The 18,004-nt window shown below is 54.3% G+C and carries 15 protein-coding genes; 4 read left to right on the forward strand and 11 right to left on the reverse strand.

Annotated elements, in window-relative coordinates; genetic code table 11:
* Window positions 1-385 precede the first annotated feature (385 nt).
* From FJV47_RS02975 to FJV47_RS02995, 5 genes are all read right to left on the reverse strand, one after another.
* Window positions 386-937 carry a hypothetical protein gene (locus FJV47_RS02975; RefSeq protein WP_159609852.1) on the reverse strand — a complete coding sequence of 184 codons (552 nt, stop codon included), beginning with the start codon at window positions 935-937 and terminating at the stop codon, window positions 386-388.
* A complete protein-coding gene (locus tag FJV47_RS02980) occupies window positions 934-1,821 on the reverse strand; it encodes a hypothetical protein (RefSeq protein WP_159609853.1) in 888 nt (295 codons plus the stop codon). The genes FJV47_RS02975 and FJV47_RS02980 overlap by 4 nt, the downstream gene beginning before the upstream one ends.
* Window positions 1,822-2,576: 755 nt before the next feature.
* Entirely contained in the window at window positions 2,577-4,163 is a 1,587-nt protein-coding gene (guaA, locus tag FJV47_RS02985; protein WP_159609854.1) for a glutamine-hydrolyzing GMP synthase, read from the reverse strand.
* 135 nt (window positions 4,164-4,298) lie between these two features.
* Window positions 4,299-4,763, reverse strand: a complete 465-nt coding sequence (locus FJV47_RS02990; protein ID WP_159609855.1) for a DUF3817 domain-containing protein — start codon at window positions 4,761-4,763, stop codon at window positions 4,299-4,301.
* 42 nt (window positions 4,764-4,805) lie between these two features.
* Entirely contained in the window at window positions 4,806-5,597 is a 792-nt protein-coding gene (locus FJV47_RS02995; RefSeq protein WP_159609856.1) for an SURF1 family cytochrome oxidase biogenesis protein, read from the reverse strand.
* Window positions 5,598-5,817: 220 nt separating this feature from the next.
* Here FJV47_RS02995 and FJV47_RS03000 point away from each other — a divergent pair, with 220 nt between their 5' ends.
* Window positions 5,818-5,988: a hypothetical protein gene (locus FJV47_RS03000; protein WP_159609857.1), complete on the forward strand. Its 171-nt coding sequence runs from the start codon at window positions 5,818-5,820 to the stop codon at window positions 5,986-5,988.
* 153 nt (window positions 5,989-6,141) lie between these two features.
* On the opposite strand, the gene FJV47_RS03005 is transcribed toward FJV47_RS03000, so the two are convergent.
* The 4 genes from FJV47_RS03005 to FJV47_RS03020 all read right to left on the reverse strand — a co-directional run bounded on the left by FJV47_RS03005 (window position 6,142) and on the right by FJV47_RS03020 (window position 10,088).
* Window positions 6,142-7,293, reverse strand: coding sequence for a GuaB3 family IMP dehydrogenase-related protein (locus tag FJV47_RS03005; RefSeq protein ID WP_159609859.1), 1,152 nt, complete (start codon window positions 7,291-7,293; stop codon window positions 6,142-6,144).
* 135 nt (window positions 7,294-7,428) lie between these two features.
* Window positions 7,429-8,739 (reverse strand): BtrH N-terminal domain-containing protein, encoded by a 1,311-nt coding sequence (locus FJV47_RS03010; RefSeq protein ID WP_159609861.1) that lies wholly within the window; start codon window positions 8,737-8,739, stop codon window positions 7,429-7,431.
* A 172-nt stretch (window positions 8,740-8,911) separates the two neighbouring features.
* Window positions 8,912-9,499: a TetR/AcrR family transcriptional regulator gene (locus FJV47_RS03015; RefSeq protein ID WP_159609863.1), complete on the reverse strand. Its 588-nt coding sequence runs from the start codon at window positions 9,497-9,499 to the stop codon at window positions 8,912-8,914.
* Between the two features lie 4 nt (window positions 9,500-9,503).
* Window positions 9,504-10,088, reverse strand: a complete 585-nt coding sequence (locus tag FJV47_RS03020) for a sugar O-acetyltransferase (protein WP_159609865.1) — start codon at window positions 10,086-10,088, stop codon at window positions 9,504-9,506.
* Window positions 10,089-10,193: 105 nt separating this feature from the next.
* Between FJV47_RS03020 and FJV47_RS03025 the strand changes: the two genes are divergently transcribed.
* From FJV47_RS03025 to FJV47_RS03035, 3 genes are all read left to right on the forward strand, one after another.
* A complete protein-coding gene (locus FJV47_RS03025) occupies window positions 10,194-11,414 on the forward strand; it encodes a sugar MFS transporter (protein WP_159609867.1) in 1,221 nt (406 codons plus the stop codon).
* A gap of 152 nt (window positions 11,415-11,566) precedes the next feature.
* Window positions 11,567-11,965, forward strand: a complete 399-nt coding sequence (locus FJV47_RS03030; RefSeq protein ID WP_255474739.1) for a VanZ family protein — start codon at window positions 11,567-11,569, stop codon at window positions 11,963-11,965.
* A 63-nt stretch (window positions 11,966-12,028) separates the two neighbouring features.
* The gene (locus tag FJV47_RS03035) at window positions 12,029-12,247 is read left to right on the forward strand and encodes a hypothetical protein (protein ID WP_159609871.1); all 219 of its coding nucleotides are present in this window, start codon (window positions 12,029-12,031) and stop codon (window positions 12,245-12,247) included.
* 1,801 nt (window positions 12,248-14,048) lie between these two features.
* Here FJV47_RS03035 and guaB read toward each other — a convergent pair.
* Window positions 14,049-15,554, reverse strand: a complete 1,506-nt coding sequence (gene guaB, locus FJV47_RS03040; protein WP_159609873.1) for an IMP dehydrogenase — start codon at window positions 15,552-15,554, stop codon at window positions 14,049-14,051.
* Between the two features lie 121 nt (window positions 15,555-15,675).
* The gene (locus FJV47_RS03045) at window positions 15,676-17,799 is read right to left on the reverse strand and encodes an acyltransferase family protein (protein ID WP_255474735.1); all 2,124 of its coding nucleotides are present in this window, start codon (window positions 17,797-17,799) and stop codon (window positions 15,676-15,678) included.
* Window positions 17,800-18,004 lie beyond the last annotated feature (205 nt).

Genomic DNA, 18,004 nt, shown 5'->3' on the forward strand with positions numbered 1-18,004 from the left:
AAGAACTCGGATCATTAATTTCTCATAGAGCCTGGATTCAAGCCCGCGATGCCTTCAATTTTCTGAATTCCTCGGTTACCGTAGTCAATTCCTCCATCCGCAACTAAAAGTGCATTCAAATGATCGTTGGCGTACCAAATTGTTCCAGATAAACAGATCGTTTACTCGGTGTTGATGTAATTCAGCAGGGCAAGAGATCACCGCGCCGAGCAGCTCTAAGAGTATCGCCGTTGCCAAAGAATGAGTAAACCAAACCGTATTATTCGAGGCATTTCTACAAACAAATTTTGAAGCTGATTGCCGATGAACGAGGCGACCACCTCGTTCATCGGCATGAATCTATGGTCAGGAATCGATCCATATCATATCAATCACACATCTGCAATTATGCGCAACGCTCAGATTTCCACTCGTATCTGACATTCCCACGAACAGTGAAACTCTTCTTGGAATCAACATCTTTCTTGTAAGTTATTTGAAGTTGCGAGACTTCAGCATCCTCAACTCCCGACTCGATCTCACCATCAACCGACACTTGCACGACCCCTCCGGCCGGAACCTCCAGAGGACCGTCTAATGGTCTGAGAATCTCGGCAACTTCCTGCACGTCAGGATTCGTAAGGTCTTCGTTAGTCCATGCTACTAGGCTCGCTGTACCGTCTGGCAGCACCGATGCCATTGAACTCATCGATTTCCAATGCTTTGCATTTACCGGCTGCACATTAGTTACCCACACAGAAGTCTCCGAATTGTTTGTCGCAACATCCGCTACATTGTTTTTTTCATGAAAAACAGAGCAATATGTATTTTCGATAGCGCCATCTGAAGCACCGAAAGACAATGGACCTTCTTGAACTGCTTTTGTGTTATCACACGCGCTGAGTCCAACAACGGCCACAACTACGAGACATGTAGAAAACACTTTTTTCATCATCATTTAAGTTTAATGCTCCCAGCATTTTTTGCCGGCCAGTCTTTATGGCCACACAATTGTCGATTTTTCGATCCGGACTTGTAGATTACTCGTGTACTAGTTGTAAATCCTGATTGAGAAGACACAGAAATGCCGGCGATGGAAGGAAGGGTCAACCCCCGATTCCATGTAACTGCCCGTGTCTTGTCCTTGGTGAATGTCGAGTTCTTCAAGAATTTTACACATTTATGATTCTCGCTGAACCCTGTACCCTTCACCATGCTCATACCACCGGTAAAATCGATGGGGCGCACTTGATAAGACTGCCGAATTCCCGGTCCGGACAAATTCTGACAAACAGTTGAGAACTTACCCGATTCCACCTGTGCTTTATAGAACCAAATCCCGCTCTTTTTGGTTGGAAAGTCCAGAGTAACGTCAGAGGTCACCGAAGTTGTTCCTCCAGCGCTAAAGCTCCCTTTTTTACCACTGGATGAAGAGGCTACACCCAAAGAGGAGTTCGTTCCTTTTCTGAACTGGAATTTTGCGGAAGCCCCAGTTGTATATAGGAACGTGGCACCAACCTGCGCGTAGGAAGTTCCGACCTTCTTCTCAAGTCGTGTACTACAAGAGTACGACGCAGGCGTGGCAACCGCGGCCTGAGTAGCCACCCCATTTGCGAGATCTGATTTTTGCACGTCACTTGCGGGTTTCATGACAAATGCATCTTTACTTAACGAAACATTCGCAGCGGAACCTGCCTGGGAAAGCAGAGTTGGATTCGAAGTAGCGACATCAGTTCCCGAGAGTACGGTTGAATACTGATAAGGCGTTTGCCCATCATTCGCTACAATCATCACGTTTAGCGGTGTCGAACGCTTGGCTGCCGCACGCAATGCAGGTGCCAAGCTGAATTTTCCGGAGGAATCGGTTTTTACCGAGGAGACTTCAGCCAGTTTTACAGACTGCCCCTCCTTGAGCTTGGCTAATTTCTGAGAGTCAGGCCACGCAAAAACCTGTACCGGGGTGCCCGCCCGAACAGGCTTACCTTTGCCCGTTACCAGTTGGCCTTAAGTAAAGGTGCTCGGCGCCCCTTCAACAATTTGATCGTACGATTTCTCTCCCGTAGCGAAAGCAGGAGTAACCCCACTACACACCAACATTGAGACACCAGCAATGGCGACAGCCGCTCTCATTCTTCGAGAATGTTTCATTTCTCCCCTATGGCGATTGGGATGCTTCTAGCACAGCCAGGTCCCACGAGATACCGCATCCAGACGATGACGCGTACATGATTTTATTGCGCACTGAAGCCACTCTATCAACTTTTACGATTATCTCAAAAGAAGTTATATAGAGTCATGATTCATGCCAAAACTCCAAGTCATATCGGATAGCATATCCGTTCAATCATTTTAATATTATAAATGTAACGATTTGGACACGAATGACCGCTGCCCCTTAGGTACGGCCCGAAAGGAGAGTTGTATAGGGGACCCGGTGTGGATCCTCGAAAGACTAAGTGTCTCTGAGACTGGCTAGTTTCAATGGACGCCAGTAAATACCTAGCCTTCGTGACTGGATTTTTTAAAACATCCCTAAAAAAATCCCCCGCCTCTTGCCAACAACGCGGCAAAGGGCAGGGGAATTTCTAGCTACAGGATTACTCCCACTCGATGGTTCCTGGTGGCTTGGAGGTCACGTCCAGCACCACTCGGTTGACCCCATCGACCTCATTGGTGATGCGGTTGGAGATCTTCGAGAGCAGATCGTATGGCAGGTGCGACCAGTCGGCGGTCATGGCATCCTCGGAAGATACCGGACGCAGCACGATTGGGTGACCGTAGGTACGGTGATCACCCTGCACACCTACCGAGCGAACGTCGGCAAGCAGTACAACTGGCATCTGCCATACTTCATCGTCCAGACCTGCAGCGGTCAGCTCGGCGCGAGCGATCGCGTCGGCCTTGCGCAGGATGGACAGGCGCTCTTCGTTCACAGCACCGATGATGCGGATACCCAAGCCGGGGCCAGGGAATGGCTGACGGCCAACAATTTCCTCTGGCAAGCCGAGCTCGCGGCCTACGGCACGAACCTCGTCCTTGAACAGGGTGCGCAGTGGCTCGATCAGTTCGAACTGCAGGTCCTCTGGCAGGCCGCCCACGTTGTGGTGGCTCTTGATGTTGGAGGTACCTTCGCCGCCACCGGATTCCACGATGTCTGGGTACAAGGTGCCCTGGACCAGGAACTTCACTGGCTCGCCCTCGGAAGCTGCTTCAGCGATGATCGCTGCTTCTGCTGCTTCGAAGGCGCGAATGAATTCGCGGCCGATGATCTTGCGCTTGGTCTCTGGGTCGGTGACACCGTCCAGCGCGGTCAGGAAGCGTTCGCGCTCATCAGCGATGTACAGCTTGGCGCCGGTGGAAGCGACAAAGTCCTTCTCCACCTGCTCAGCTTCGCCTTCGCGCAGCAGACCATGGTTGACGAAGACACAGGTCAGCTGGTCGCCAATGGCGCGCTGTACCAGTGCTGCTGCCACTGCCGAGTCCACGCCGCCGGATAGACCACAGATGGCCTTGCCGGTGCCGACCTGAGCACGGATGCGCTCGATCTGCTCGTCAGCGATGTTATCCGCGGTCCAGTCGCCCTTCAGGCCTGCACCGTTGTACAGGAAATTCTCCAGAACGTCCTGGCCGAACTCGCAGTGCTTAACCTCTGGGTGCCACTGCACACCGTAGAGGCGCTTGGCCTCATTGGCGAAAGCGGCCACTGGTGCACCAGCGGTGGTGGCCAGCACTTCGAAACCTTCTGGTGCAACCGAGACGGCGTCGCCGTGGCTCATCCATACGGTAGGGGCCTGTGCGGCACCTGCCAGGATGGAGCGTGCTTCGCCCTCAAAGGTGGTAGCGGTACGGCCGTACTCGCGCAGACCGGTTTCCGCCACGGTTCCGCCCAAGGCGTTAGCCATGGCCTGGAAGCCATAGCAAATACCCAAGACCGGCACGCCGGCTTCAAACAGGTCGGCCCCAACGGATGGGGCACCTTCGGAGTAAACGCTGGAGGGACCACCGGAAAGGATGATCGCTGCAGGGTTCTTGGCCAAAATGGCTTCAGTAGAAAGGGTGTGCGGAACGATCTCCGAGTACACACGGGCCTCACGTACGCGGCGAGCGATAAGCTGCGCGTATTGGGCCCCGTAGTCGACGACCAGAACCGGCTGATGTTCTGGATTGAGGGGAGCAGTAGTCACCGTTACAGTCTACGCGGTTCACCGCCTGCGAAACAGTTCAGGCGCTGTCATCAGCGTCACCTAGGGCGTCACACAATAAAAACGGGCGAACCAGATGATCTGGTTCGCCCGTCAAGAATCTATTTCTTCCCCGGATTAGTAGCGCTTGGCAGCTTTAGGGTGTGCCGCCAATTCGCGATCCACTTCTGCATGCACCTTGGACTCGGTGTAGAAAGACAGGAATGGAACCACGCCACCCAAGGCGATGGTGATGAAGCGAGTGAATGGCCAACGCATCAGCGACCAGAGTCGGAAGTCAGCGAAGAGGTACACCACGTACAACCAACCGTGAGCAATCAAGATGCCCAAGGAGATGTTCGCTCCCCCGGTGATTTCCGCCCGATTGAACATTCCTACCGAGTTGGCGGTGCCATCAGCTAGGTTGCCACCGATAAAGAGTTCTAGAGACCAGAAGTACTTGAAGATCATCTCCACCACGAGCAGCAGCAGCATGACACCGGTGATGTATGCAAAGACCTTGTAAAACTTGGCGGCGCTGCGAATCTGCGCTGGGGTGCCGCCGAATTTGCGGGGCTTCGGTGCTGGAGTGGTGCTGGCCATGACAGGTGATTCCTTCCGAATCAAAGAAAAGATTATGTACGTTTAGTTCTCGTTATTGGTGCCGTTGTCGCGCGCTTGAGCAGCACGCTCAGCGATCTCATCCAGATCACGATGGTAGTCATCCTTCACCATGCGGTACCAGAGGAAGATGGCGAAGCCGGCAAAAACGACCCACTCAATACCGTAGAAGACGTTCAGCCAGTTGATCTGCGCTTCCTGTGGCTGCGGACCGACATAAATCGGATCCAGTCCAGGCTGATCTACGGCCTGGCCTTTGACGGTAGTGATCTGGTGGCCTGAGACAAATCCGTCATAAAGGACCGAATCCCAAATATTCGCTAGCTGCGCCGAGGTAATCGATGGCAGAGTTTTACTGCGAAGATCGTGTTCGTTTTCAGGGCCTTCATTCGGCAGTAGACGACCGGTAACTTCCAGCTCGCCAGTGGGTGCAGTTGAAGGAGTGGTGGCTTCTGGTTGCCATCCGCGCACAACGATGATGCCGGCATCTTGTTTGGCTCCGTCAACCTTGAACTCGGTGACTACCCAAACACCTTTATGGCCATCGTCAATGCGGTCGCTGATCAGCCGATCCGTGCCGGGAACAAATTCACCGGTGAATTTTACAATCTGATCAGCCTTGGTGCCGAAGAGTTCAACACCGATGTCTACGTGCTTAGTCAGCTCTACTGGTTTCTCGGTTTTATCGACCTTGACCAGAGGCTCGCTCTCTGAAGCGCCGAACTGCCAGCCTGAGAGGGCAACAAATCCGGTAGCGATGGCCAGCGCGGCAAGGAGGGCGCCGATCCACTTGAGTTTTAGAGCGGTTTTAAACACCCCTTAACCGTACTTCTATTTGCCGTAGAACTCGAAACGAAAGGTGCGTGAGATTGGCCCAACAGCCTATCTAAGTGCTCAGGGAACCCTCGGTACGGCTCGATCGTTGAAGGGACTCATGCACCGGTCTTGTCGCGAATCCATAGCCACGATGTCTACGGCCGTTAGAATTTTTCTACGTACCAGCCTCACACTCGGGACGTAATTTGGAGATTGCTTGATGAAAAAGAGTTTTGTTTCGCCGACTATGGCTTGGATAATTGCCGCTCTACTTTTCGTTATTGGTGCCTGGCAGTTTTCATCTGAGGCTCGCTCGCAGGGCGCCGCGTTGGTGGGACTGGCCCTGATCTGGGTTGTCATTGCAATCGTTGTGAGTCGCAATAAGCGATAAAGCGTAAGTCGAGAGAGGCACAAAACCTTTGGGTCTTCGTTCAAAGAACCTTCACGGACTTTCACACTGAGAATTGATCCACCATCAGCAAAGGCTTGTCACTTCAGATGGAGTGACAAGCCTTTGCTCGTGCTGCTAATGCTGCTTAAAGTCTTAGAAGCGGTCAGACTCGTATGGAGAGAGAACCACATCTACGCGCTGGAATTCCTTGAGCGTCGAGTAGCCGGTGGTGGCCATCGAACGGCGCAGCGCGCCCACCAGGTTTGAGGTGCCATCGGTTTCCTGGGATGGACCGTAGAGGACCTTCTCCAACGAACCGACGGTGCCAACCTTGGCACGGTCACCGCGTGGGCTGGATTCGTGAACGGCTTCCATACCCCAGTGGTAACCAGCGCCCGGTGCTTCTTCAGCACGAGCCAGCGCGGTACCCAGCATGACTGCGTCAGCACCCATGGCGATGGCCTTCACAATGTCGCCGGAGTTGCCCATGCCACCATCTGCGATGACGTGAACGTAGCGTCCACCGGATTCTTCTATGTAGTCACGGCGTGCAGCTGCAACATCAGCAATGGCGGTGGCCACTGGTGCGTGAATGCCCAAGGTGCGACGGGTGGTGGAGGATGCTCCGCCACCGAAGCCCACCAAGACGCCAGCTGCACCGGTGCGCATCAGGTGCATGGCTGGGGTGTAACCAGCTGCGCCGCCAACGATGACCGGAACATCCAGCTCGTAAATGAACTGCTTAAGGTTCAGCGGTTCGGTGGTCTTCGAGACGTGCTCGGCGGAAACAGTGGTGCCACGGATAACGAAGATATCAACGCCGGCAGCAACAACAGTCTTGTAGTACTCCTGGGTGCGCTGCGGGGTCAGCGAGCCGGCAACAACAACACCCGAATCACGGATCTCGGAGATTCGCGAGGTGATCAGTTCTGCCTGCATTGGTGCGGAATACAATTCCTGCAGTTTCGCGGTGATCTTTGGATCATTGCGGGTAGCAGCTTCAGACTTCAGTCCGGCAATTTCTGCCAGTACCGATTCTGGATTTTCGTAACGGGTCCACAAGCCCTCAAGGTTCAGAACACCAAGGCCGCCCAGCTTGCCCAAAGCAATAGCAGTGGCCGGTGAAGTCACCGAGTCCATTGGTGCACCCACGATTGGGGTGTCGAATTTGAATGCGTCAATCTGCCAGGACACCGAAACGTCCTTGGGATCACGGGTACGGCGATTCGGTACGATCGCTACGTCGTCCAGGGAATATGCCTTAGTTGCCCGCTTGCCGCGGCCGATCTCAATCTCGTTACTCACCTAACTAGGTTACCAAGTCTGAGCGGATTTCTTACTTTTCATGGAGCTAGTGACCACGGCGATGACGCAAAAACCCTGCCTGATGATGCCAACAGGCATCATCAGGCAGGGTTTGTTTCCTTGAATTTTTGAAGACTAGGCCTTGGAAGTCAAGGATTTTGCGGTGGCCGCGAGCGCGGTGGCTGCCCGTTCTTCAGCATCAGCAATTTTTTCGATCGCATCTGCCATACGAGCAAACATGTTGCTACGTTCTTCGACTGCGACATCTGGGTCAACAAGTTCCGCGAACTCATCCCAGTCGCGGGCCAATTGCAAGTAGTCTGCACTGTGCTCTCCCAATGCCGATAGACCAGGTAGTCCAGCAGCTTCGTCAAGGAAGTCTGCGTAAAAACCACGCAGGGCGCCTTCGCCACCAAAACGAGTGTCGGTAAGGAAGCTAGCTAGCTGGTTCATTCCACCAGCCAAGCGCTGCGGATCTGCGAACATGCGAGTCCATCCAGTCTTGGTGGTGGTGTCACGCAAGCGTGCGGCGAAGGTACGCATTCCGGTGATACCAAAGTTCTTGGCGAAGTGATCCGGGATGCCGGATAGCTCTCGGGTGCTCAGCAGGCGCGAGGTCGTTTCTTCAATGGCAACCAGTGCATTGGCCGCCAGCAACTCTGCCTTCGGCGAGCGCGTTGATGGTACCCAAGCCTGCCAATGCTTTTCCTTCTTACGCTTGGCACGTGCGAACGCCAGGTCTTCTGGGCTGATGACGTTCAAGACGCCTGAACCATCATCAACTAAGAGATCATCTTCGTGTTCCCCCACGACGACAAGGTCAATGGTTTCTGCTTCATCAACTTCCTTGCCATCGATCCATGGCAGAGCGTTGATGGCAACGCGGACCACCACGGCACGGCCGGCATCGAGTGCTGCGTCCATGTACTCGACAGCCTTAGCAGCCGAACCGGTGGTGCGTTCATTGATTGTGGCACCTGAGCGCTCCAGCAGGTTCTGTGTGTATGGCTCAGGGTGAGCACGGGTGACCAGGGTGGCGGTAGTGGTTTCTTCGTATTCAAAGGTGAAGATCATGAAGCCGATACCACCGGCTAGCCCAGCTAGTAGCGCCTGGCTCAATGGCGCCTTGGTCACTGGGTTGGTGATGCCTGCCTGCACGAATACACGGTGCCATAGTGCAGCGTCGTACTGGATGACATCTTCCGGCGCTGGATACTCGGGCAATTCTTCAGCGGCAGGAAGTGGCGCCGGTGCTGGCTTGGCTGCTTTGCCCCTGGCTTTGGCTTCGCGAGCTTCTTTGGCGTAGTCGCGGGCGGCAGCAGCACGGGCAGCTTTTGGGCTCTCCGGCTTGCCAGTCAGGATGTTCTTGCGCGCGGTAGTGTAGCTCTCCCCCGTGCGCGCCATTCGTTCGCGTGCTTGCTTCTTCAAGTTGGCTGGCTGGCCCAAAATAATGTCCTTTATTCGCGGTCGCGCACAGTCAAGAGTTCCCGCGCCGATTGGTGCTATCTGTGCTTTATTCTACGCGGACAAGCAGTCCAAGCACTGCCAAATCAGAGCCAAAGATTCGTTGAACGTCTCACCTCAAGAACGACGGATTCCAAAGGCCAGCCACTACACATTAAGAACTAAAACTGGGGACTCCGGTAACTCTGGCAATAGCAGCTCGGATCTCTTCTGGATCTCGTGGCTGGGCATCAAGGGCACGGTGGATGGTCACGCCTTCAATGGTCGCGTCCAACAAGCGAGCAGTGAGCGGATCAAAGTGACGTTCTAGAGAAACTCGACTACGTCGCATCCATTCGCTAGTAATGGTCCTGAAAGCAGGCTCTCGGGTGGCGAGCGTATAGAGCTCATGAGACAAGACCAGTTCATCGTCATAGCCGCTGCTGGCTTGAAGGATTCTTTCGTAGACCTTTTCGCACGCTGATTGCTTGTCGGTTGCCGTATCCATCAATCGTTCAAAATCATCACTTACCCGGGTGGCAAGTTCACTGAACGCACTGTGTAGGAGGTCTTGCATGCCATCGAAGTAGTAGGTCATGGCGCCTAGTGGAACTCCCGCCTGCGCGGCCACTTTTCGGTGCGAGGTGCCTGTTACTCCTACTTCTGCGATCACTTGCAGACAGGCCTGAATGATTTTCTCTCGTCGTTCAGGATCATTGCGGCGGCCGAGACGAGAACCGCTAGTTGGTTGATCTTTGGACATGTGATTAGCCAATACTCCGCACGACGCGAGCTGGGTTTCCTACAGCTACGACGTTGGCTGGAATGTCCTTTGTGACCACGGCGCCGGCACCAATGACCGAGTTGTCGCCAATACTCACTCCGGGGCAAACAATCACTCCACCGCCGAGCCACACATTGTCGCCAATGGTGATGGGCTGAGCGGCTTCGAGTTTGTCGCGACGAGGCTGCGGATCTATCGGGTGGGTTGGAGTCAGCAGCTGGACGTTTGGTCCAATCTGACAGTCTTCACCGATGGTGATGGCGGCGACGTCCAGGGCGGTGAGGTTGAAGTTGATGAAGGTGCGATCACCGATGTGCAGGTTTTCTCCGTAGTCCACAAATAGCGGTGAGTTCACCTGGACATCTTCGCCGAGGGTTCCTACGAGGTCTTTGAGGATTTCTCGAGCCCTGGGATCCGCAGCTACAACTGCACGGTGGTAGGCGTCCGCGAGCTGAACACCTCGTTGTTGAAGTCGAGCGTTTTCTGGATCATCCGAGATGTAAAGATCGCCTGCAAGCATGCGCTCTCGGTTACTGCGTGAATCCCCTTCAAAATATTTCTCAATCATGACTGCGAATATACACGACATTTGAGTACACTCGTACATATACTTTGATTCTCGCCCCGCGCGATGATTATCACCTGCTCTGGCTCCGAAAGACACCGCCGCCCTATGTACTCGATCCTTCTGACGATCATCTATATTGCCTTTATCAGCCTTGGGCTACCCGACTCCCTTGTGGGATCCGGCTGGCCGGCAATGCATAAAGATCTTGATGTACCGCAATCCTTTGCCGGAATTCTCACCATGGTCATTGCCGTGGGAACCATTCTTTCCAGCCTTGCCTCAGAACGAGTAACTCGTCGCTTCGGTGCTGGCCTGGTCACCGGCGTCAGCGTGGGTCTCACCGCCTCAGCCTTGTTTGGCTTCGCATTCTCAGACCAGTTTTGGATGTTATGCCTATGGGCTATCCCCTATGGCGTTGGCGCCGGCGCGGTCGATGCTGCCCTGAACAACTACGTTGCCTTGCACTACGCTGCCCGCCACATGAATTGGCTGCACAGCTTCTGGGGCGTTGGTGCCTCAATCAGCCCATTGATCATGAGCCACGCACTAACTTCAGGCATGGGTTGGTCCGGCGCGTACAACATTGTTGGAATCGTCCAAGCTATCTTGACCGCTGTATTGCTCTTTACCCTTCCGCTATGGGGCAAGGTCAATAACCTGCGAGCCAAAGACCATCAGCTTACCGAGGTCAGCGCCCAAGGTACTGATGCACCAACACAGCCAGCAGCGTCCACTCACGTTCCATTGGCACAGGCCTTGAAGATCCCTGGTGTCATTCTGGTCTTGGCAACCTTCTTCGCCTATTGCGCGCTGGAGAGCACCTCGATCCTATGGGCTTCGACCTACCTTGCCGATGGACGAGGCGTGGAAACTGCCACCGCAGCAGCCTTCGGTTCCCTATTTGTTCTTGGCATCACCGTGGGACGATTCCTTGCCGGCGTGGTCGCCGATCAATTTGGTGACCGGAACCTGATTCGTGGCGGCTTCCTCTTGGTGGCTCTAGGCGGATTGTTACTACTACTTCCCTTGCAGACCGACGTTCTGGCTCTGGCCGGATTGGTGATTGCTGGCCTAGGCGCAGCGCCCATCTACCCGGCCATCATTCACTCCACTCCGTCAAACTTTGGGCGCAACAACTCGCAAGCGATTATTGGCATTCAAATGGCTTCGGCCTACTTCGGTTCAACCCTGATGCCACCACTCTTCGGTGTTGCCTCCACTTGGGTTGGACTATGGATTTTCCCGGTATTTCTTGTTGTTCTTGCGATTCTCGGAGTGCTCTTCTCCGAGCGTCTCAATCGTCGTGTTGACGCAGTACTGGCCTGACTCTAGAGCAGCAAGGACTAGAATTCAAAGAGAGGCTGGGCTATTGCCAACAGTCCAGCCTGATTTTTGTCTTAAACCTATCGCTAGGGATTGAACTGAGAACTTTGCTTCGTCACCGGTTGCTTCGGCTGTGGTTGCTCCCCGCGGTGTATGTGTTGGCCATGGCAGCCATTGCCTTCTGGCCAGTCCCGGTCGATTCCGCGGCAGGTCCTCAGCTCACGGCAACGCTGGCTTGGCTTCACGCTCACGGGATTCCTCGCTTTGTGAATTACCAGTTTGTTGAATTCGCAGCCAACATCATTTTCTTCATTCCGCTTGGATTCTTTCTCGGCTTTGGACTTCACCGGTTCTGGTTGGCGTGCGTTCTTGGGCTTGTCGCTTCGAGCGTGATTGAGCTTGGACAGCTTCTGTTTTTGCCTAACCGTTACGCGACCATCACCGACGTCGTTGCCAACACGCTCGGGACATTCTTGGGTGCAGTCATCTGGCTGGCCGTCAAAAGATTTCGGCAAAGACCACTGCCTCCGTCTGACCACGCCGACCTCCGCTAATAGTCCCGACGGCACATCGTAGATTTGTTACGGTCAAAAGTGAGACAGGCTAGTAAGCCTCTCATGAATTTTCGGCTCGTCGGATCGGACGTGCTTCTCTTGTTCTTGGGTATCGGTATTGCGATGAGCATCGCGGTCGCTTTCGGAAGTCCCTTTCTTTGGGATTCCTCAGCTCATCCGGCACTCTACTCATCTTTGACCACAGCAGTGGCGTTCACGCTATTCTGCTCACTCGGCTCATGGATTGACCGCCGTCGCAAGAAAGATCAGTCCGCCTCGTAGGACTGTCGCTGCCTAAGCGCCATGAAGCCACAAGGCTTCAAACGCTAACCGGTGTTTTTCAAGCGTATCGTGGTTCAGTTGAGGCCGACGATTGAAGTCCTGTTAATGGTTCTCCCGACACACTCGGAGTTCTAAGCAAAGTTCCAGAACTCCGCACGTCTAGAGCAGCTACAAAGAACTAGATAATACCGAGGTCTCCGACGAAACGTGGCAGAGAGGAGCCCAATTCGTCTTGCAAATGGTCTTGGCTGTGCTACGCGCCGGATTGTTCCACAGATTACTCCACACGACAGGGAACACTTCCGCATTCGCATTCCCGGGTGCGCAGACAACTGTCATAAGCCCGTGAGAATAGATTCACCTGGCCAAAGGGCCCGCATCCAGGATGCCCAATCACCAAGCTAACTCAACGGCATGGCGGCATGTATCAGTTCCGCTCAACGACCGCGTAACTGTCAGAACGAGACAATGTAACGGCCACGAGAGCAAGGCTGGAAGCATGCCTATAAGTGCTATGCGTGTTCTGGTCCACGCACGAATCGATTACCCTCCTACTTAAGTATGATTTACCTCATCGGCGCCACTTGATACGGTGTACTCACGAGGTTACGCAAATAAATTGCGCATCTAACCTCATGCAAATAAGAAATTCAGATCCATTGATAGCTACAACAGGAAGGTGCGCCATGTACTTGGGAATCGGATTCGCGCTATCCCTCGCGGTTGCTTTCGCCAGTCCCTATTTCTGGGCTGCTTCCGACAATCCAGCGTTGTTTTCAGCATTGACAACCGCAATTGCATTCGCGATTCTCTGCGGACTTGGCTTCACGATAGATCGTCGCCGCAAGAAGAAACACCCAGCCATCTAGGGGACATAATGAAAAACTAGCAAAAGTTGCCACGACCATCCTGGTTACGTTCTCCCTCACTGCAGCCTCAGCAGTAGCGGCGTTTGCAGGACCCTCGGACTCTCACAAGGCAGGTCAGCCAACCTCGAAATATCTAGAACTCCAAGATGCAAACACCAAAGCTAGCTTGGATTACATCGTGAATACCCGGGTACCGTCAGCGGAAAGAAAAACAGCCTACGGCATTGAACGAGACTACAATTTTTCAAGGAATTCGACTCTGACAGTTGTTGAACGGCACAAAACGCAGTTGAACGTTGCCACGCCCGCACTCGACTCGGGGCAGGATTCGACAGGTTTTTACATCGACATGTCTCCGGCGGATCAGCGGTCCTTTGTGAACGGAGGCAGCGCCCTAATTCTTGGCTCAATAGGTGCCCTAATGGGACCGTTTGCGGTTGTCGCACTACCGGTCTTGGGCTCGTATATCACGCCGCAACTCTAAGGCTTGACTTGTGCAAAAGATAATAGAACCATGCGGTTCTACTACACACTAGACGGTAACGCGGTTTCATCAAGATGCCTTTAGAAAGCGGCGAACGTCAAAACGCTCACCCGTGTTTCGCGACGTCTCTTCGCTCGCTCGAAGCTCATTTCGAAGCCTTTCAATGATTCACCATACAGCTGTGGAGCTCAGAGTAAAGGCCTTGGGCTCCACACCCGTTTGGTGAATTCAAAGGGCTTGGTGCCACCGAATCTCCCAAATCTCAATTACTGGAACGCTCTTCTTATTCACTCAGTCGCATTTTGGGTCAGCTGAAGTGCTGTGGAGGCGTTCCCTCGACCGACTACACCCCCAATCTGGCCGAATTCGAACGTATTTCTAGCAAGACAAAAGGTCCCGTCCGGAATGACGCTGAGCGCGATTCCGGACGGGACCTTTTCAGAGGCGTTTAGCGCGAACGGTAGTTCGGTGCTTCAACGGTCATCATGATGTCGTGTGGGTGCGATTCCTTCAGACCTGCTGCGGTGATGCGAACAAACTTGCCGCGAGCCTTCAGCTCAGGAACAGTGCGACCGCCAACGTAGAACATGGTCTGACGCAGGCCACCAACCAGCTGGTGAGTGACAGCGGACAGCGGGCCGCGGTAAGGAACCTGGCCTTCAATGCCTTCTGGGATCAGCTTCTCGTTAGAAGGAGCATCAGCCTGGAAGTAACGGTCCTTGGAGTACGAGGTGTTCTTGCCGCGGGTCTCCATTGCGCCGAGCGAACCCATGCCGCGGTATGCCTTGAACTGCTTGCCGCCCATGAAGACCAGGTCACCTGGGGACTCGGCGGTACCTGCAAGCAGCGAGCCGAGCATCACCGAGTCAGCGCCGGCAACCAGTGCCTTGCCAATATCGCCCGAGTGCTGCAGACCGCCGTCAGCGATCACTGGCACGCCAGCTGGGATCGCAGCTTTGGCAGCTTCGTAGATAGCCGTCACCTGAGGAACACCAACACCGGCAACGATGCGGGTGGTGCAGATCGAGCCTGGGCCAACGCCAACCTTGATGGCATCCGCGCCGGCATCGATGATGGCCTTGGCACCCTCGTAGGTTGCAGCCTGTCCGCCGATAACATCTACGTGGGCAGCGGCAGGATCCTTCTTCAGGCGGGCAATCATGTCCAGCACACCTTGGGAGTGACCGTTAGCGGTGTCAACCACCAGTGCGTCGACGCCAGCGTCGATCAGGGTCATGGCACGCTCGTAGCCTTCACCGAAGAAGCCAACGGCTGCTGCTACACGCAGGCGGCCTTCCTCATCCTTGGTTGCCAGTGGGTACTGCTCGGCCTTGTCGAAATCCTTCACGGTGATCAAGCCGGTGAGCTTGCCGTCATCATCGATTAGCGGGAGCTTCTCGATGCGGTTCTTGGAGAGCAGCTCGATAACCTTCTCGGGAGCTACGCCTTCCTGAGCGGTGACCAGCGGCATCCCGGTCATCACTTCGTAAACCTTGGTGGTCCAGTACTGTTCGCGAGGAACAAAGCGGGTGTCGCGGTTGGTGATGATACCCAGCAGTTTGCGGTTCTCATCTACTACCGGAAGGCCGGAAACGCGGTACTGCGCACACAGTTCATCCCATTCGGCCAAGGTCGCGCCTGGGCTTACGGTCACTGGGTCGGTAATCATGCCCGACTCGCTGCGCTTGACCTGATCAACCTGCTTGGCCTGAGCCTCAATGGAAAGGTTGCGGTGAATCACGCCAATGCCACCCTGGCGTGCCAATGCGATTGCCATTGGGGCCTCGGTGACGGTGTCCATTGCAGCGGAGCTGATTGGCAAGGCAATGTTGATGCGCTTGGTGAAGCGGGTGGTGGTGTCAGCGTCCGAAGGGATTACATCCGTCGGGCCAGGCAACAGCAATACGTCGTCGTAGGTGAGTCCTTCAAAGGCAAAGGGGTTGAACTCAGTCACGTAGGAACCTTTCGGAGCGGATGCGGAGGTTGGTTAAATGGTAGAGCCCTTTTGGCGCTGTTGTTATTCCCGCACGGGTCTGTGTGTCCAAGCTCATGTGTTCCCAAGTCTCCAACACGACTTATAACCCGCCAGTAGCTTGGTTAAAGGCTTCGGCAAACTGACGCTTGGCACTAACAACAAATGTCTTGGAAAGGTGTGAATCATCTAAGTACGTTGAAACATTACCGATCACAGCTTTGCAGACCCCATCAGGGCAGAGCAAGCCTGTCATATCTAATGAGACAACTTGCTTTCCATAGTCATGCGTTGCCAAGAACTCATCAACCGGGTTCTTGGCGGCTAAGGCTTCGGCTGCTGAGCCGTCACAGGTTTCGGGATGCTTGGCGTTATTATCAACGCACTCGGCAATGGAGTAGGTATAGCGCGGGGTATCGCGCATGGCGATGACCCTGCTGCCAGCATCTAAGAAAGGCTGGATACCTTCTGCGTAGTGATCCACCATGGCTTCTTGTTCACCCGGGGTGCGGCCATCATCGGCGGTTTCCGCGACAGTCTTGGTCGCGGTGGTCATCACCATTTTGGGAGCCAAGTTAGTCACGTACTTCTTGGCCGCGTCCTGGAAGTCGGCGCATTCGGGTTCGGAGCGGTCCGCATCGGAACCATAGCGGCAACCCGGATGGAATACCATCACCCAACTACCACCGGACTTTTCTACTGCGTCGGTGGCTGCCTCGGACCAGTGCTGCATATGCGAGTCACCCAGCAGGACAAGGTCTGGAGCGCCGTCAAAGTTTCCGCCCTGTTCGCAAAACATGATTCGCTCATCATCAGGGTTGTTGGCTCCGGCGCATGAGGTGCCCGGTGACTGCCATTCATCTTCCAATTCGGTTGCCAATGGCAAGGTCAGCGCGGCAGGCGAAGGATCCCAGTCATCACTTGCGGTGGCACCGGGATTATCGGCCACGCTCTGCGCGGCTGCCACGGCACTGCGGTGGGCTACATTGTTAGTCCAAGCGGTCACGGCGAGGTTTGCAATGCATAGCCCAAGGGCCACCACTGCCACCTGGCTGATGACCTTGACACCCCTGGTTGGAACCCAGTGAGGGAAGTTGAAGCTGTTCTGCCAATTGTTGGCTGGCTTCTCAATGAAGTTCGTTGAGACCCACGAAGCAGCTATTGCGGCAATAATGAGCACCGCACCGTCGAGGAAGGACGCGTGATCTTTACCCGAGACTTCAAGGTAAAGAACCAACATGGGCCAGTGCCAGAGGTACATGCCGTAGGACAGATCCCCCAACTTCACCAACGGTTTCAAGGACAACAACCCTGAAGGGTTGGCCCAGCTAAGTGGTGCAGGGGCTGCAATGACCATGGCCGCGGCCAGGGTCGGGATCAACGCCATGAACCCCGGGAACTGACCTTGAACGTCCAGTACGGCTCCACTGCCAATGATGGTAGCTAGCCCTACCCAGCCAGCGACTCGGCGAGCCTTCTCGGGCATCGTAGACAGCCAAGGTAGCGCCAAAGCCAGCAGGGAACCCAGCGCGAATTCCCAGAGACGTGCGCCGGTATGGAAGTACGCAACTTGCTGGTTATTGGCGGTGATGTTGATGGAGAAGGCCAATGATCCTATGAAGATCAAGGAGAAGACAGTACCGGCGACCCAAGCGAAGTTTAAGCGTTTGAAGAACAGCTTCCACACAAGAGCACTGAAAGCCAGTACTACCGGCCAGAGGATAAAGATCTGTCCCTGAATAGATAGGGACCAGAAATGCTGCAACGGTGAGGCTGAGTCGGTGTTGAACGCGTAGTAATCAACCTGATGGTTAGCCAGATACCAGTTCTGTTTATAGAGGAAGGATGCTCTGGACTGGTCAATCAGGTCCATCCAGCGGCTACTTGGTAGCAGAATCCATGCTGCAATAATCACGGTGATGATCACCGTAATGGCTTGTGGAATTAGGCGGGAGAATCGATGTAACCAGCCGGTGATGAGCTTGGGGCGTTCACCGCGGGCAATCCTGCGTGCGGTGGAAGAGGTGAGGAAAAAGGCTGAGAGCATCAAGAAGATGTCCACTCCCCCAGAGACCTTAGAGAACCAGATGTGATAGCACATCACCAGCAGTACTGCTAAGGCTCGAAGACCCTGTAAGTCGACCCGAAAGCTAGCGCCTTTAGCGCTTTTTCGGGGCTGTTTGAGGGCTGTACTCACAAGCAATGCTTCCGTCGGGGACTCGGGCATGACTTCGGTGCTTTATATCCTTGACACGTCAGACAACCATTCACCCTACCAATTGCTCCTGTGCGGTACTCACAGCTGGAACGCTCATCCTCAGACGCTGATGTATTAAATTCATGGATTGTATTGGGCTGACGTGTGCGACTTTACGTAACACTCAGAAACGAACAATCCCCTGTGAACTCGCGGATTTGACGTGGGTCACTCT

The sequence above is a fragment of the Glutamicibacter sp. JC586 genome, assembly GCF_009805585.1.
Lineage (GTDB): Bacteria > Actinomycetota > Actinomycetes > Actinomycetales > Micrococcaceae > Glutamicibacter.

Excerpts from the sequence above, each read along its gene's own strand:
- FJV47_RS03025 (WP_159609867.1), top strand. The coding sequence starts at position 10,194 with ATGTACTCGATCCTTCTGACGATCATCTATATTGCCTTTATCAGCCTT.
- FJV47_RS02990 (WP_159609855.1), bottom strand. The coding sequence starts at position 4,763 with ATGGCCAGCACCACTCCAGCACCGAAGCCCCGCAAATTCGGCGGCACC.
- FJV47_RS03000 (WP_159609857.1), top strand. The coding sequence starts at position 5,818 with ATGAAAAAGAGTTTTGTTTCGCCGACTATGGCTTGGATAATTGCCGCT.
- FJV47_RS03015 (WP_159609863.1), bottom strand. The coding sequence starts at position 9,499 with ATGTCCAAAGATCAACCAACTAGCGGTTCTCGTCTCGGCCGCCGCAAT.
- FJV47_RS03045 (WP_255474735.1), bottom strand. The coding sequence starts at position 17,799 with ATGCCCGAGTCCCCGACGGAAGCATTGCTTGTGAGTACAGCCCTCAAA.
- FJV47_RS03020 (WP_159609865.1), bottom strand. The coding sequence starts at position 10,088 with ATGATTGAGAAATATTTTGAAGGGGATTCACGCAGTAACCGAGAGCGC.
- FJV47_RS02975 (WP_159609852.1), bottom strand. The coding sequence starts at position 937 with ATGATGATGAAAAAAGTGTTTTCTACATGTCTCGTAGTTGTGGCCGTT.
- FJV47_RS03035 (WP_159609871.1), top strand. The coding sequence starts at position 12,029 with ATGAATTTTCGGCTCGTCGGATCGGACGTGCTTCTCTTGTTCTTGGGT.